The 14,670-nt window shown below is 54.2% G+C and carries 14 protein-coding genes; 7 read left to right on the forward strand and 7 right to left on the reverse strand.

Features of this window, described 5'->3' with window-relative positions:
- Position 1: 1 nt before the first annotated feature.
- Together ACR8BN_RS16685 and ACR8BN_RS16690 are read right to left on the reverse strand one after the other, a co-directional pair.
- On the reverse strand, positions 2–262 hold the full coding sequence (locus ACR8BN_RS16685; protein WP_434747139.1) for a hypothetical protein: 261 nt from the start codon (positions 260–262) through the stop codon (positions 2–4).
- 51 nt (positions 263–313) lie between these two features.
- Positions 314–598 (reverse strand): hypothetical protein, encoded by a 285-nt coding sequence (locus ACR8BN_RS16690; protein ID WP_434747140.1) that lies wholly within the window; start codon positions 596–598, stop codon positions 314–316.
- 618 nt (positions 599–1,216) lie between these two features.
- Here ACR8BN_RS16690 and ACR8BN_RS16695 point away from each other — a divergent pair.
- Positions 1,217–2,230, forward strand: a complete 1,014-nt coding sequence (locus ACR8BN_RS16695; protein WP_434747141.1) for an HNH endonuclease — start codon at positions 1,217–1,219, stop codon at positions 2,228–2,230.
- Positions 2,227–2,895, forward strand: coding sequence for a class I SAM-dependent methyltransferase (locus ACR8BN_RS16700; protein WP_434747142.1), 669 nt, complete (start codon positions 2,227–2,229; stop codon positions 2,893–2,895). The genes ACR8BN_RS16695 and ACR8BN_RS16700 overlap by 4 nt, the downstream gene beginning before the upstream one ends.
- 104 nt (positions 2,896–2,999) lie before the next feature.
- Here ACR8BN_RS16700 and ACR8BN_RS16705 read toward each other — a convergent pair whose 3' ends face one another.
- Together ACR8BN_RS16705 and ACR8BN_RS16710 are read right to left on the reverse strand one after the other, a co-directional pair.
- Positions 3,000–3,995: a YsnF/AvaK domain-containing protein gene (locus tag ACR8BN_RS16705; protein WP_052271154.1), complete on the reverse strand. Its 996-nt coding sequence runs from the start codon at positions 3,993–3,995 to the stop codon at positions 3,000–3,002.
- 16 nt (positions 3,996–4,011) lie between these two features.
- The gene (locus ACR8BN_RS16710) at positions 4,012–4,413 is read right to left on the reverse strand and encodes a DUF2382 domain-containing protein (protein ID WP_434747143.1); all 402 of its coding nucleotides are present in this window, start codon (positions 4,411–4,413) and stop codon (positions 4,012–4,014) included.
- Between the two features lie 544 nt (positions 4,414–4,957).
- Between ACR8BN_RS16710 and ACR8BN_RS16715 the strand changes: the two genes are divergently transcribed.
- The 3 genes from ACR8BN_RS16715 (at position 4,958) to ACR8BN_RS16725 (ending at position 6,925) form a co-directional block, all read left to right on the forward strand.
- Complete coding sequence (locus ACR8BN_RS16715; RefSeq protein WP_434747144.1) at positions 4,958–5,467, forward strand: DUF2501 domain-containing protein; 510 nt, start codon at positions 4,958–4,960, stop codon at positions 5,465–5,467.
- Between the two features lie 129 nt (positions 5,468–5,596).
- Positions 5,597–6,232, forward strand: a complete 636-nt coding sequence (locus ACR8BN_RS16720; protein WP_010251615.1) for a hypothetical protein — start codon at positions 5,597–5,599, stop codon at positions 6,230–6,232.
- A gap of 24 nt (positions 6,233–6,256) precedes the next feature.
- Positions 6,257–6,925 (forward strand): MarC family NAAT transporter, encoded by a 669-nt coding sequence (locus tag ACR8BN_RS16725; protein ID WP_031592605.1) that lies wholly within the window; start codon positions 6,257–6,259, stop codon positions 6,923–6,925.
- 41 nt (positions 6,926–6,966) lie between these two features.
- Here the strand turns inward: ACR8BN_RS16725 and ACR8BN_RS16730 are convergent, their stop codons facing one another.
- Genes ACR8BN_RS16730 through ACR8BN_RS16740 form a run of 3 tightly spaced genes read right to left on the reverse strand, consistent with a single transcriptional unit; the run spans position 6,967 to position 10,768 of the window.
- Positions 6,967–8,229, reverse strand: a complete 1,263-nt coding sequence (locus ACR8BN_RS16730) for a c-type cytochrome (RefSeq protein ID WP_064690566.1) — start codon at positions 8,227–8,229, stop codon at positions 6,967–6,969.
- A 4-nt stretch (positions 8,230–8,233) separates the two neighbouring features.
- On the reverse strand, positions 8,234–10,003 hold the full coding sequence (locus tag ACR8BN_RS16735; RefSeq protein ID WP_010251625.1) for a GMC family oxidoreductase: 1,770 nt from the start codon (positions 10,001–10,003) through the stop codon (positions 8,234–8,236).
- Positions 10,004–10,039: 36 nt separating this feature from the next.
- Positions 10,040–10,768: a gluconate 2-dehydrogenase subunit 3 family protein gene (locus tag ACR8BN_RS16740; RefSeq protein WP_010251628.1), complete on the reverse strand. Its 729-nt coding sequence runs from the start codon at positions 10,766–10,768 to the stop codon at positions 10,040–10,042.
- A 688-nt stretch (positions 10,769–11,456) separates the two neighbouring features.
- Between ACR8BN_RS16740 and ACR8BN_RS16745 the strand changes: the two genes are divergently transcribed.
- A complete protein-coding gene (locus ACR8BN_RS16745; protein WP_031592609.1) occupies positions 11,457–13,028 on the forward strand; it encodes an ABC transporter substrate-binding protein in 1,572 nt (523 codons plus the stop codon).
- A 120-nt stretch (positions 13,029–13,148) separates the two neighbouring features.
- Positions 13,149–14,651 carry a helicase HerA-like C-terminal domain-containing protein gene (locus ACR8BN_RS16750; RefSeq protein ID WP_434747145.1) on the forward strand — a complete coding sequence of 501 codons (1,503 nt, stop codon included), beginning with the start codon at positions 13,149–13,151 and terminating at the stop codon, positions 14,649–14,651.
- The last annotated feature ends 19 nt before the right edge of the window (positions 14,652–14,670 follow it).

Below are 14,670 nucleotides of genomic sequence, written 5' to 3' on the forward strand. Positions count from 1 at the left end.
TCTACTGGCCTTCGTAGCTGTAATACTGAACCGGCAAACGCTGGCCATTAATTTCAAGATCGCGCCAGGGCTTTACATCGCGCAGACGATAAAGCGTGAAGGCCAGTATGCTGGCCATAGTCAATGATAGAGGCGGCAGATACACTGAATAATGATCGTACAGGTTAAAACCATCCGGTACCGCCCAAAGCAATCCGGCTATCATTCCGATAACGATAATGGCACATCGAGTACGGTGGGGGAAAACGTCCTTTTTCAACATAGCTATTCCTTGCTGTAGGGTTAAGTTGAAATAAGTCAGGACATCGGGTCATCATAAGACATCTTTTATTAAAAACACCTCTGTCTGCCAGTGGTTATTTTGCGCGTTTTCTTTTTTTTCTGCTTTGATTCTGGCTTTTTCCTCACGGGTGCGTGCCTTGAGGATTTTTCGCATACGAAAAGCCAGTTTCATCAGACGCAAGTCGGTGCTGATGGGCAGACTACGCTGAGAAGCATTTGTCCATAACACGATTAGCATCACTATAGTCATAACAGTGATATATATTAATGCCTCAGTTTTATCATTACCGAATAACAACATTAAAAATAAAATCACATATATGGGAGCACCCCCCTGATTTTAGTGCTGTCTTCTGCCATTTGCGTAATAGCTTCCGGCAAATCTATATGCGACGTTAAATTTGGGTGATACATCTTTTTTACGGTCTTCATATTTCTCTTAAAGACAGAGTAATCTTTACGAGTGAAATTATTACTAAGTATCTTTTCCCGAATAGCCGCTTTATTATCCATACACCGATGACCCTCTAAGCTTCCATGAAATATGAACCCGTATGATAACTGGCTAATGATAGTGGCTTTTGAGAATTGACTCCAGATGAAATTTATAGAATCTGGTGTGACTTACTGCTTATTAGCAGGTCGCATAAATAAAATCGGTAATATCCAGACATAGCAGCCGGTAGCGCTTTATCCTGAATTTTATGACTTTGCATTTTTCTTACGCTGAATATGCCGTCATGCTACCCCCACGCCTGTCTGCTCTTATCCACCAAAAGAAGACTTCGTCATCGTGACCTCTGCTTACGATCTCCATTTTTGCCCCTAACAACGCTCCGCCCCCTCCCCACCTTTACGGTTTACATTTACCTGCATTTGTTATGTGATCCTGTTAAGTGATTTTTTCGAGCTGTCTCGCAAAACAGGATCCTGCATGCGCTTTTACCAGGCCGATCCCCGCCTTGAAAACTACTGGCGCGGCGTTATCCTTTTTGGCAAAAACGTCGCGTCCTATAAGTTTGCTCTTGCCCATGCGCTTTACGACCTGAAGCAGCCGGACAACGACCTGATTACGCTGGAAGCGCTGGCCGTGCCTTTTGTGCGGCATTTATGTGCCCACCTGCGTCATGCGCCAAAGCAGATCACCAGCAAAAGCAGCGAGTTTCTGGAGGCATGCAGACAATTCAACGCAGGCGAAATCAGCGAAGAGCAATTAATTGCTATTACCGTTAAGCGCGGGTTCGCAAACGTCATCGATGCTTTTCATAATGTGAATCACGCCGAGATCGACAAACGCTTTTTCCTGGATGAACGGCGAAGCCATAAAGGCATCCGGCTGACGGAGAATTTTTATCAGCTGACGGAAAACGAACAGTTTGCCAGTCTGAAAGCGGAAACGGATGCCAGATGGCGGCTGGTAGAAGAAGCCTGGGCGATGAACGTTTCACGCAACCTGATTGCGGTTGATTATGACGATAATGACAAGACGCTTTTCAGCCGTCAGAGCGGTCGCCGCGTCACCATTACCAGCTGCCGCAGCAGCCTGAATGGCTACCAGAAAGGCCGGTGCTTTTATTGCTTCCGTGCCATTGGCGTGACGGGTGGCGAAGAGAACCTGGCGGATGTCGATCACTTTCTGCCGCTAATGCTTAGCGAGCAAATCGGCAACCTCAACGGCGTCTGGAATCTGGTGCTGGCCTGCCAGACCTGTAATCGCGGCGCCCAGGGTAAGTTTGCGCGTATCCCTTCGATAAGACTTTTGCATCGACTGCATGATCGAAACGAATACTTTATTAACAGTCATCTGCCACTGCGGGAGACGTTAATCCGCCAGACCGGCGCAACGCCAATGCTGCGGCACAGCTTCCTGCAAAACAGCTGGGATACGGCAAAATTTGCCCTGCTCCACGAGTGGCAGCCAGCGGCACAAGGGGACAGCCTGTTTTGAACAACGAAGATTATTACCGGCAGAACGCTCAGCGGTTTTTTACCGATACGGCAAGCGTGGATATGTCTGCGCTTTACCCGCCTTTTATTGACTGCCTGCCGCCGGGCGCTCGCATTCTTGATGCAGGCTGTGGTTCAGGTCGTGACGTTAAAGCCTTCAGCGAAATGGGTTTTATCGTCGAAGCCTTTGATGCCTCGGCGGAGCTGGTTGCGCTGGCCCGCCAGTTATCCGGAAAGCCTGTAGCGCAGATGCGCTTTCAGGATGTGGATGCGGTTGAAAGATATGATGGTATCTGGTGCTGCGCCTCGCTGCTGCATATTTCCGAAGCTGAACTACCCGGCGTCATGACAAAACTGGCCATGGCGCTGAAGCCTGGCGGCATAGGGTATCTCTCTTTTAAATATGGCCGCGGCGAACGGGAAAAGGATGGGCGCAGATTTACAGATATGGATGTGGCTGGATTACAGAAACTGGTAGATGGGGTAAATACACTCGGCGGTGACATTCTGACTACAAATAAGATAGGGATAAAAAGAGAGGCTGGCTCTAAGGGCATAATGGGGAACAGGTTCGCTATTGAAACAGAAAAAACCTGGCAGACCGGTGATGTACGTGCGGGACGTGGCGACGAAGTCTGGCTGAATGCGATTATCAGGAAAAAATAACGCAAAAGAGCCAACCTCTCGGTTGGCCCCTTCTTGCATCTTGCATGCTCAGCATCGGGCATCAGCGGTGCCCATTAGCGCCTGTTGTTGTCAGGATAAGCGCCTCAATGCGAGTGGTCGTGCAGTTTGTTCCCGACCTTATCCTTCACTTCGCTGGCTTTCTCACTCACCTTCTCAGTCAGGCTCTCTTTGTGGTCGCGGTTATGTGCACCTGGTGACTGCGTGCCTGCTGCTGCGGTCGCAGGTTTTACCCCTGCGGTCGTACCCGGCAGTTCACGCTCCAGACCACCTCGTGCATGGTCGATATCCACTTCCTGACGACGCACCGTGTCGTTAATGGTCTCGGTACGATCGCTGCCGTCGGTACGGACCACCACTTCTTCTTTCACGTGGGTCGTTTTGTTGATAACCGGCTGCTCATGGGTCTCAGCAACCTCGACAGTTTTCTCTGACCAGTCCACTTCCCCAGCCAGCGCGGGTTCATTCACCGAACGGCGGAAGATGTCAGCGTGCTGCTCATGCAGCGAGATATCTTCAGATACGGTATCGGTCACGGTGTAGCGGCGAACACGAGTCGAGCCTTCGCTCACCAGACGTTTACCCACTTCCACCTGCTCTTCGGCCAGACGCAGAATGTCAGCTTCGCTCTCATCACCGGTCAGTGAGGTGCGTCGCGGTTCAACCTGGCGGTCGTTGGTCTCACCAGCAAACTGCTTGCCTGCCGTTGTCGGGTTGATGCCCGGCGCGGTAGTGCCATTCTCAACCGAGCTTTGCATACGTGACGGAACGTCCACCGAGTCATGAGAATGGAGAATGGTCATGGCGCGAGCCAGCTTCTCCTCCTCAGTACGGATAGTCAGCACTACACCGCCCTTGTCCATCGCTCTGGTGTAAACATCGGCCTGCTCTTTATCAACGGAGTGACCAAACAGACGCTGCCAGATGCTCGGATGGCGGATAGAGTGTCCTTCCTCCTGCAAACGTTCTCCACTGATAAGACTGATGTCCCGATCAGAAAAGCCTGCTTTCACGAGATTTCTTTTCGCGGCCTCTGCCTGATTTGCAGAATCGAACAGTGTTACGATTTTTTCATGTGCCATGATAGGTTCCTCTCTGTTAGCTAATTTGATCGTCATCTCTTTCAACGTTCACCTGCTGCTCACGTCGGGTCACCACCTCCTGAAAAGGAACATTCTCCTGCACTTTTCGGATGTGGATCTCCTCTTTAAGCACCAGCTTTCTGACGATTTGGATTTCTTCCTCTACTACCGGGACAATCAGTACACCGTTTTCTTCCCTGGTTTCGGGCATCGTTTCAACGGGTTGCGCTTTCGCTACATGCTCAACCTCAACCTTCTCCCGGTTAAGCAGTGTACTGATGACCTCGTCATGCTCAGTTGTGGAACGGGTAACACGGACATGTCCATCCACAATCTTTTGCTTAGTCAGGGCTATTTGCTCTTCAGCGAGTTTAAGCGTGACCTCTGCATTATTATTGTGCTCTGGCTGCCCAGCCATAATATCGCTCCCGTTAAATTAAATATCTGCCACAACTGCCTGACACAGTGATTAAGCATGAACACTCTGGCTGATTTCGCAAGCCGGAATAATAAAAAACTCCACTAACTCAATTTAATTACGGCACAGAAAATCGCATCAATAACCAGCGGTACGGCTTAAACAGCCGCTACGCTAAAAATAAAAATTAACCAAAATACATTCAGTTATATAAATTTAATTCCTCAGGTAAATATTACCAACACAGACACAAGCGCTTAGAAAACACGCTATAAGCAAAGCGGTAACTTTAATTTAAACCAGGACGATTCCTGATAAACATGGTGAGGATATTAAATAATGTTTCAGCGGAACGTGCTTATTACTGACTCCGGAAGACTACCTCATAGAATAATAACGCCCACAAACATCTGAATATTTTATTGCTCCTGTTACAGAACATTCCCAAAGTGCTATTTAAGACGCTTTTTATAAAAGGAAGTCAGGAACTTTCTGCCCGTCAGCCTTTCTTAGGAAAACTGAATAAGCACATACCGAGGTTGAAATGAAGCAAGCACAACGCAGTGCGTGGGGATGGGGACTGGCGGCACTTCTGGTCGCAGGCAGTGCATCAGCGGCAAGCTGGCAGGATCAGCTGAGCAGTGCAGCGTCACAGCTCAGCCAGCAGAACAACGGCAGCACCACCGGCACCACGCAGCAGAATGGCGGCATGTCGCTCTCCTCTATTACCAGCATGCTGGGCGGCGGCGATAAAGCGGTCAGCGCCAACAGCATGACCAATGCCGCCGGTGTGATGCAGTACTGCGTCGAACACAACGTGGTGAAAAACAATGTGCAGTCGGTCAAAGACCAGGTGCTGAGCAAGCTCGGTCTGAACACCACCACCGCGCAGGAACAGAAAACCGATTACACCCAGGGCGTGGCCGGTCTGCTGAATACCGGTAACGGCCAGCAGTTGAATCTGCAAAGCCTGAGCAACTCGCAGATGGGTGAGAAGCTGAAAACCAAAGCCTGTGACGTAGTGCTGAAGCAGGGCAAAAACTTTATCTCGTAATCTCCTTCCCTTCTCTCCCCTCTCTGCTCTGAGGGGAGCGTTAAACGCCCCACTGCTGTGATGCCTGACATTCCCTTAACCTGGGGTTGAGCGCTATAGTGTTGTTTTGATTTCTACAGGACAGCACGCATGAAAGGCATCAACATCGCACTTTACTTCGACCCCGATCAGATTCAGGCCTGCGTTCACGAACAGGACGACAGCTATGTCACCAAAAAATTCGAGTATGACGATGGCGTGATTGAAGAGATCTACCAGTGGCTGGAGCAGTACGAACCCAAACGTACCCACATCTGCGTGATTGAAAACGAAACCGCCGAGCTGCTGGCGGATGAGCTGGTCGACAGCGGCTTTCGCGTCCATCAGGTCACCATGCATCAGCTGCTGAGCTGGTTCGCCACCGAGCCGCCATCCACGCCAGACGGCACGCCGATGCGCGCCATGCTGCGTTTCCTGGAAGATGAACACCCGCGTGAATATGAGTCGCGCACGCCGCAGACCGAAGCGCTGATGGAGATGTTCGACGAGCTGGATGCGCTGGAGATGGTGGATGACGCTGACGACGAAGACGCGCTGCCAGGCGATCTGCTGCGCGCCATGAAGAAGCACAAAATCACTGCCAGCGCCGCGGCCCAGCGTCTGCTGCCGGACATCAACGAGCGTATCCGTGAACATCTGATGCAGTATCCCGAACTGATGACGCCTGAAATCCTGCAGGACTTCTTCCCGGAACTGCTTGAGGCGCTGGAGCGTCCGAAGCACTAATCACCACGGAAAAGGCGATTTGTCATGCTGGAGTTAATTAAAGCAGTCAGTCTGGGGCTGGTGGTGATCCTGCCGCTCGCCAATCCACTCACCACCGTGGCGCTGTTCCTGGGGCTGGCGGGTGAGATGAACTTCCAGGAGCGCAACCGACAGGCGCGCCAGGCTTCCATCTATGTCTTCGCCATCATGATGGTGGCGTGGTACGCGGGCAGCGCGGTGCTGAATACCTTCGGCATCTCCATTCCTGGCCTGCGCATGGCGGGGGGGCTGATCGTTGCTTTTATCGGTTTTCGGATGCTGTTCCCGGCTAAACCTGCGGGTCACTCTGTCGAAGCAAAGCAGAAACTGGATGAGCTGGATGGGGCCAAAGAGCCGGTAAATATCGCCTTTGTGCCGCTGGCGATGCCAAGCACGGCCGGGCCAGGAACCATTGCGATGATCATCTCCTCTGCCTCGACGGTAAGAAGCGGCGTCGATTTTCCGGCCTGGGTGGTAAGCGTCGCGCCGGTGCTGACCTTCCTGCTGGTAAGTCTGATTCTGTGGATTTCACTGCGCAGTTCGGGTGCCATCATGAAGCTGGTGGGTAAAAGCGGCATTGAGGCGATATCGCGCCTGATGGGATTTTTACTGGTCTGTATGGGCGTGCAGTTTATCATTAACGGCGTGCTGGAAGTGGTGCGCACCTTTCATTAATGGGATTTCCCCTCTCCGAACGGGCAGAGGGGAAAGCTCGATTACTTCAGCGTTTTACGCACTTCAGCAACCTGATCTTTGCTCACCGCTGGCGCGGTGTTGCTCCAGCCCTGGCGAATAAAGGTCGCCAGCTGCGCGACTTCATCATCACTCAGACGCTGACCAAAGCCTGGCATCGCCAGTTTCGACGGGGCCTTCGCGGTGGAAGGCTGCTGTGCGCCGGCCAGGATGGTGTGGATCAATCCGGTTGGATCTTTGGCATTGACGATCGTCGCCTGATCCAGTTCCGGGAAGATCCCCGGGGCGCCTTTGCCGGTCACGAAGTGACAGGCACCGCAGTTATCCAGATAAAGACGCTCGCCTTCGCTCAGGTTCTTCGCGGCAGTGAGTTTCGCTTCCGTTGCCTGCTGCGCCTGCACGTTGTACGCCTGCAATGGCGGGTTGCCGCCCAGGAACTTCAGGTAGGCCGCGATGGCTTTCAGATCGGCGTCGGTCATGTGTGAGCTGCTGTGCTCAATCACCGAGGTCATCTCGCCGCCCACCGCCGCTTTATCGTTACGGCCGGTCTGCAGGTAGTCCACCACTTCCTGCTCGCTCCAGCGTGGCAGGCCACGCAGTGACGGCACATCCCAGTTATTCAGGCTGCCGCCTGCCAGGAATTTATCGTCACCGCTATCCAGCGCTTTCTCGTTCATGCCCAGACCGCGCGGCGTATGGCAGCTGCCGCAGTGACCCAGACTCTCCACGATATAGGCACCGCGGTTGACCTCTTCAGAAGCTCCACCAATCGGCTGGAACGGCTTATCCGAGGCGAACGCCCAGTTCCAGAAACGCATGCCCCAGCGCTGGCTGAACGGGAAGCTCAGATCGGTTTCCGGCGGCTGTTCTGCACTTGGCTGCACGCCTTTCATGAAGTAGACGTAAAGCGCGTGGATGTCGGCATCACTGATTTTGGCGTAATCAGGATAAGGCATCGCCGGATAGAGATGCGAACCGTCCGGTAATACCCCTTTGCGCACCGCGTCCGAGAACTGCTGCTCGCTGTAGTTGCCAATACCGTGCTGCTTATCGGGCGTGATGTTGGTGGAGAAGATGGTGCCAAGGTTCGACTCAATCGCCAGCCCGCCGGAATAGTCAGGCTTGCCAGGCAGTGAGTGGCACGCCATGCAGTCGCCCAGCCGCGAGAGATATTCGCCCTGCTTAATCAGTTGCGCTTCATCTTCGGCGTGAACCGGCAGCGCAAATCCGCTGGCTAACAGCACCGCGTTGGCAAAGATAAAAGATTTCAGTTTCAGCTTATTCATGCGCTTATGCCTGTACCAGTGGGCCGGGATTTTTCAGATACTGATCTTTGATCGCCTGTGCCGCCATCAGGGTGATCGCACCGATGGTATCGGTCGGGTTCGCCTGGAAGTTCTGCGGGAAAGCGTTGCCGCCCGGCACAAAGACGTTATGCACGTCCCAGCTCTGCAGATACTTATTCAGCGCCGAGGTTTTCGGGTTATCGCCCATTACGGCACCGCCCACGTTGTGGGTAGAGACATATTTGGTCAGATCGAAATCCGCGCCCATTGGCAGGAAGCTCATGCTCATGCTGTCAGGGTTCAGCTCTTTGGCGATATTGCCGACGATGCCTTTCAGGTGCTGCTGAAGTTTCAGCTCATTCTCTTTCCAGTTGAAGGTCATGCGCAGCAGTGGCAGGCCACGGTGATCGTTGTAGTTCGGATCGAGATCCAGATAGATATCGCGGTAAGACTGACAGGTGGTGGTGATGCTGATCTTCATCGAATGACCGTACCACTCCTCCAGACCTTCCTTGTATCCCATGCCCCAGGTCGGCGTGCCTTTTGGCAGCGCGGTGCTGATCGGCGTACCGGTCGCCTGTGAGCTGTGGATCTTCGCGCCGCCGAGGAAGCCGAGTGATGGGCCGTCGAAGTTGCCTGGCGAGATATCGTTAAACATCTGTCCGGTCGCGCCCGCGGTCGCGTACGGATTGAAGTTTTTATCTTTGAAGAACAGCGTCGCGCCGCCGTTGGACAGGAACGCGTAGTTACGCCCTACCACACCCTCTTCGGTAATCGGGTTGTAAGGCTTGCCGATGCCGGAGAGCAGCATCAGACGCACGTTGTAGAGCTGGAAGCTGCTCAGCACCACGATTTTCGCTGGCTGGAAGCACTCGTTACCCTGTGCATCGATGTAGATCACGCCTTTCGCGGTTTTCTTATCATCGTTCAGCACGACCTTGATCACTTCCGCATTCACTTCATAGGAGAAGTTCGGCATACGCTTCAGTGAATCCATTACGGCGGTCTGCGGCGACGCTTTGGAATAGTTCAGGCAGGGATATTTACTGCAGTAGCCGCAGTAGTTGCACGGTGCGATCTGGTTGCCGTACGGGTTTTTCCACGCACGTGACACACAGGCCGACGGGTTCGGGAACGGATGGTAACCGAGTTTGGTCGCCACCTCTTTGAACATCACGTTGTTCAGCGTGTCATCCAGCGCAGGCAGCGGATAAGGCTCAGAACGCGGGCCTTCAAACGGATCGCCGCCTTCCAGGATTTTGCCGCGCAGGTTTCCGGTGTTGCCCGACTGGCCGCAAATCAGTTCGAATTTGTAGTAGTAGGGTTCGATCTCTTCCCAGCTGAACGGGAAGTCCATCACCCGCATATCATCCTGCAGAATGCCCGGCTTGTAAGCCTCGTCGACATAGGTCTTCAGTTTGATATCGGTCGGTGTCGGACGGATCAGTACCGCCGTCCAGTGCAGGCCGGAACCGCCTACGCCGGTGCCCGGTGCAAACGCACCCCATTTACGGGTTGGCAATGCCGTCTGGCTGCTGTTGTAGCGGACGGTGACCGCCACTTCAGCGGGAGTGGCAAACACTTTATTGCGCACCGCATAGGCGTATTCATCCGCCGGTTTCGGGTAGGCGAACTCGTCATAATCGCGATCGCCGCCGCGCTCAAGGGCGCGCACGTCCAGACCTGCCAGTGCCAGCTCGATGCTCATCAGCGAGCCTGCCCAGCCGAGGCCGCAGACCACGACGTCGACTTCTTTTTTAGTAACCTGTGCCATGATAATCCTGTTTCAAATACCTGATGTGGACGCGCCCTACGCGCGTTCGCCCTTCACACTGACCGGACCCAGCGGATAAGGAACGTTGTGCTGTTTCACCCATTCGGTGAAGCTGGCACGCGCGCCGGGGAAGCCGATGGCAATCCAGGCTTTCATGCCTTTATTACCGCCGTACATCGGGTCAGCAAGGTAGCCATGCTTGGTATCGGAAAGCAGCTGGCTGAAGAAATGCGCAGGCTTAAGATCGGCTTCGCCCAGTGCGGCAAAGTCGATCTCGTTTTTGTTTACCTGGGTCAGTACCGCATCTTTCTCTTCCAGCGTCAGTGCATGAAACGCTTTCTGATGGGTGTTCTGCGACCACTGATTAATCAGCCGGATACCGGTCTGATACATCTGTTGTGGGCGGAACGGGATCTGGTAACCCATGGTTGCGGGCGCCTGCGTATTGAACGGCCCCTGCATGTAGATTTCGCTGCCAAACGCTTCGCTGTGCAGCTGCTGATCGATAAAGATCGGCACGTTAGTTTCCAGCGCGCCAGGCGCTTTGCCTTTGCCGCCTGCCGGAATCAAACGGTCAGTGGCGGCCAGGATAAACTGCCACTCATCGGCACTAAAAAAGATCGGTTTGTAATCGGCTAACTCCGGTGCAGCCATCTCTGCCGCCTGTGCCGCAGTAATGCCTTTGAAGACCAGTTCACTTAATGGCAACGCCAGCAGTGAACCGAGCAAAAATTTACGCCTGGTGGTGGGTTTTTCTAAAAGCATATCCGCACGACTCTCATCTGCTAAATACCCGCTTTATTTGTTATGAAGCTGAAAGGCTGAGTGCAGGCGGAAAACTCCCCGCAGAGATTAACGCACGCGGCACAGACGACGGCAGAACAGACAAGGGCAGGTAGAATTATGGTTCGGTGACTAACGGAACTTATCGGTTAATAACCTGGCAATCTTAGGGATATAGATATGTCTGAATGTAAAAATTGAATTTAAGATGTGTCTTAGTGAAAGTTTATCATGGTGTTGCGAAAGGGTTGCAGAGAGGTAAAAGATTTACAGCGCGGAAATCGGGGGTAAAACCGCATAAACATCGGGTATTTAACAATTTTAACGCAGGAATGAGGGTTATTATTTTCGCTCTGTCATCATCACGCCAAATAACCGATAAAAAAATATCATACTTCCATACAAGAGAATCATTCTCATCGTTAACACTATAGTGACTTTGATAGTCATACAATCAGACTGTGCGCAATTTGTGATCGGCTGAGTAAAACCGGCTTTATTCCGCCCGCTGTAAATGACAATGAAATAATGACTGACCGTCATTATCTTATTTTGTCTCTTTGCCTGAATGACAACGCTAATAATTGTGCAAAGCTCATAAGAAACCCGCATTTGGAGATTATCCGGCGCCCGATAGAGTAGAGCTATCAACGACTCAGGATAACCCTCCATGCGAAAAACACTCTTGTCACTGTTTACGGCTCTGGCACTGGTTCACCCGGCACACGCCGCCACGCCTGGCGACACGCTGGTGATTGCCGTTCCGCTTGATGGCATCATCAGTTTCGACCCGGCGGAAAGTTTTGAGACCGTCAGTAACAGCAGCCTGCGCAATATCTACCAGACGCTGCTGGAGCCGGATCATCAGAATCCGCAGCAGCTCTCACCGCTGGCTGCCACGCGCTGGCAGGCAGGCAAAACACCTCACAGCCTGGTGTTTGATCTTAATCCGCAGGCCCGCTTCGCCAGTGGTCATCCCGTGACCGCACAGGATGTGGTCTTCTCATTAACCCGCGCGGTAAAACTCAATAAAGCGCCCTCTTTTATTCTGGGTGAATTTGGCTGGACGCCAGAAAACATCGATCAGCAGTTCACGGTGATCAACGACCACCAGCTTGAACTGCGCTGGCCAGCGGAGATCGGCAGCGATCTGGCGCTGCGCCTGCTGACCGCGCCGGTCTCCTCCATCGTCGACAGCAAACTGGCACAAGAGCACGCCAGCAACAACGATTACGGCAATAGCTGGCTGAAGGTGCACTCCGCCGGCAGCGCCGCCTATGCCATCAAACAGTTTGTGCCGCTACAGGCGCTGGTGCTGGAAGCCAATCCCCACAGCAGCCAGAAGCCGCATCTGAAGCGGGTATTGCTGAAAGGTGTGGCCGATCCGGGCAGCCGCCGTCTGCTGATCCAGCAGGGTGATGTGGATGTCGCCTATCAGCTCGGTCCGGATCAGATTACCGCGCTGAAGAACACCGCCAATGTGCGTATTGATGCCTTCCCGTCCAGCCTGGTTTATTACATCGGCTTTAACACCCAAAGCCCGCAGCAACCGGCGCTGGGGAATCCGGCGCTGTGGCAGGCGGCACGCTGGCTGGTTGACTATGACAGCCTGGCGAACCAGCTGCTGAAAGGTCAGTACCGCATTCATCAGAGCTTCCTGCCGGACGGCTTCGATGGTGCGCTGAACACGACACCGTTCCATTACGATCTGAAAAAGGCACAGGCGATTCTGCAAAAAGGCGGCATTAAACCTGGCACCCATATCGCGCTGACGGTGGTGAACCAGCCGCCTTACATTGATGTGGCGCAGGCACTGCAGGCCAGCTTTGCCAAAGCGGATGTGCAGCTTGATATCCAGCCGGTGGCGGAATCGGAGCTGTGGAGCAAAATGCGTAGCCGTGACTTCCAGGCCATCTTTACTTACTGGGGCGCGGACTACATCGATCCCAACACCAATGCCAGCACCTTTGCCTATAACGTGCCGGGCGGCGGCAAAACCCTGGCGTGGCGCGTCGGCTGGACGATTCCGGAGCTGAGTGCACAGACCCGCGCTGCCGCCGGAGAGAGCGATGCGGTGAAACGTCGCAACCTCTACACCGGGCTGCAAACCCGCATCCAGCAGGATTCGCCGTTTGTCATGCTGTTGCAGGGCGCAACCCAGGTGGCGGTGCGCAGCAACCTCAGTCACCTGCAGCAGGGCATCGGGGTCAGCCTGCTCAATTTTGAAGAGGTGCAGAAGTAAACCACTGTTGCTGGCCGCTGCTCCCCGGGCAGCGGCCTTTTTTTGGTGAATAGTTCTCCTCCTGTGCCGCTCCGGCTTGCTATCCTTCAGGCATAACCCAATGCCTGAGAGTGGAAAATCATGACTTCCCCGCTACTGATTGCCCGTACGCCAGACGTCGAACTTCATCTGTTGCCGCAAATGGCCAACCGCCACGGCCTGATCACCGGCGCGACCGGCACCGGTAAAACCGTTACGCTGCAGAAACTGGCTGAATCGTTCTCCGCCAGCGGCGTGCCGGTCTTTATGGCTGACGTTAAAGGCGATTTGACCGGCGTGGCGATGGCTGGCCAGTCCAGCGAAAAGCTGCAGGAGAGGCTGGCGAAAATCGGCGTCACCGACTGGCAGCCGCAGAGCAATCCGGTGGTGCTGTGGGATATCTTCGGCGAGAAAGGCCATCCGGTTCGCGCTACCGTCTCCGATCTCGGGCCGCTGCTGCTGGCGCGACTGCTGAACCTGAATGAGGTGCAGAGTGGCGTATTGCAGATTATTTTCCGCATCGCCGATGACCAGGGTTTACTGCTGCTCGACTTCAAAGATCTGCGCGCCATGACCCGGTACATCGGTGACAACGCCAAAAGCTTCCAGACCCACTACGGCAACATCAACAGCGCCTCGGTCGGCGCCATCCAGCGCGGGTTACTGACGCTGGAGCAACAGGGCGCGGAGCACTTCTTTGGTGAACCGATGCTGGATATCGCCGACTGGATGCGCGTCGACAGCAACGGCAAAGGTGTCATCAACATCCTCTCTGCTGAGAAGCTCTACCAGATGCCAAAACTCTACGCCACCAGCCTGCTGTGGATGCTGTCGGAGCTTTACGAGCACCTGCCGGAAGCGGGCGATCTCGATCAGCCAAAGCTGGTGTTCTTCTTTGATGAGGCGCACCTGCTGTTTACCGACGCGCCGCCGGTGCTGCTGGAGAAAATAGAACAGGTCATGCGGCTGATCCGCTCCAAAGGGGTCGGCGTCTGGTTCGTCACCCAGAACCCGGCAGATATTCCCGATCGGGTGCTGGGGCAGCTCGGCAACCGCGTTCAGCACGCCCTGCGCGCCTTCACCCCCAAAGATCAGAAAGCGGTAAAAACCGCCGCCGATACCCTGCGCGCCAACCCGGCGTTTGACAGCGTCGAGGCGATTCAGGCGCTGGGCACCGGCGAAGCCCTGATCTCCTTCCTGGATGCCAAAGGCAGTCCGTCGGTGGTGGAACGCGCCATGGTGATCGCACCCGGCTCACGTATGGGCCCGGTCACCGGCGATGAGCGCAACGGCCTGATCAACCATTCACCGCTCTATGGCAAATATGACAGCGAAGTTGATCGCGAATCGGCATTTGAGAAGCTGCAAAAAGGGTTTCAGGCCGCCAGCGATCAGGCCAGCGCGCCTCCGGCGAAAGGCGACGACGTCGCGGTAGATAACGGCATTCTCGGCGGGCTGAAAGAGATCCTGTTTGGCCGAACCGGCCCGCACGGCGGCAAGCACGATGGCGTGGTGCAGACCATGGCGAAAAGCGCCACGCGCCAGATTACCAATCAGATCATCCGTGGCGTACTCGGCAGCCTGCTGGGCGGGCGTCGCCGATGAAACCGGCTCTCTGCTAAGA

Source organism: Pantoea sp. Lu_F5_004, from assembly GCF_051136245.1.
In the GTDB taxonomy this organism is placed as follows: Bacteria; Pseudomonadota; Gammaproteobacteria; order Enterobacterales; family Enterobacteriaceae; genus Pantoea; species Pantoea agglomerans.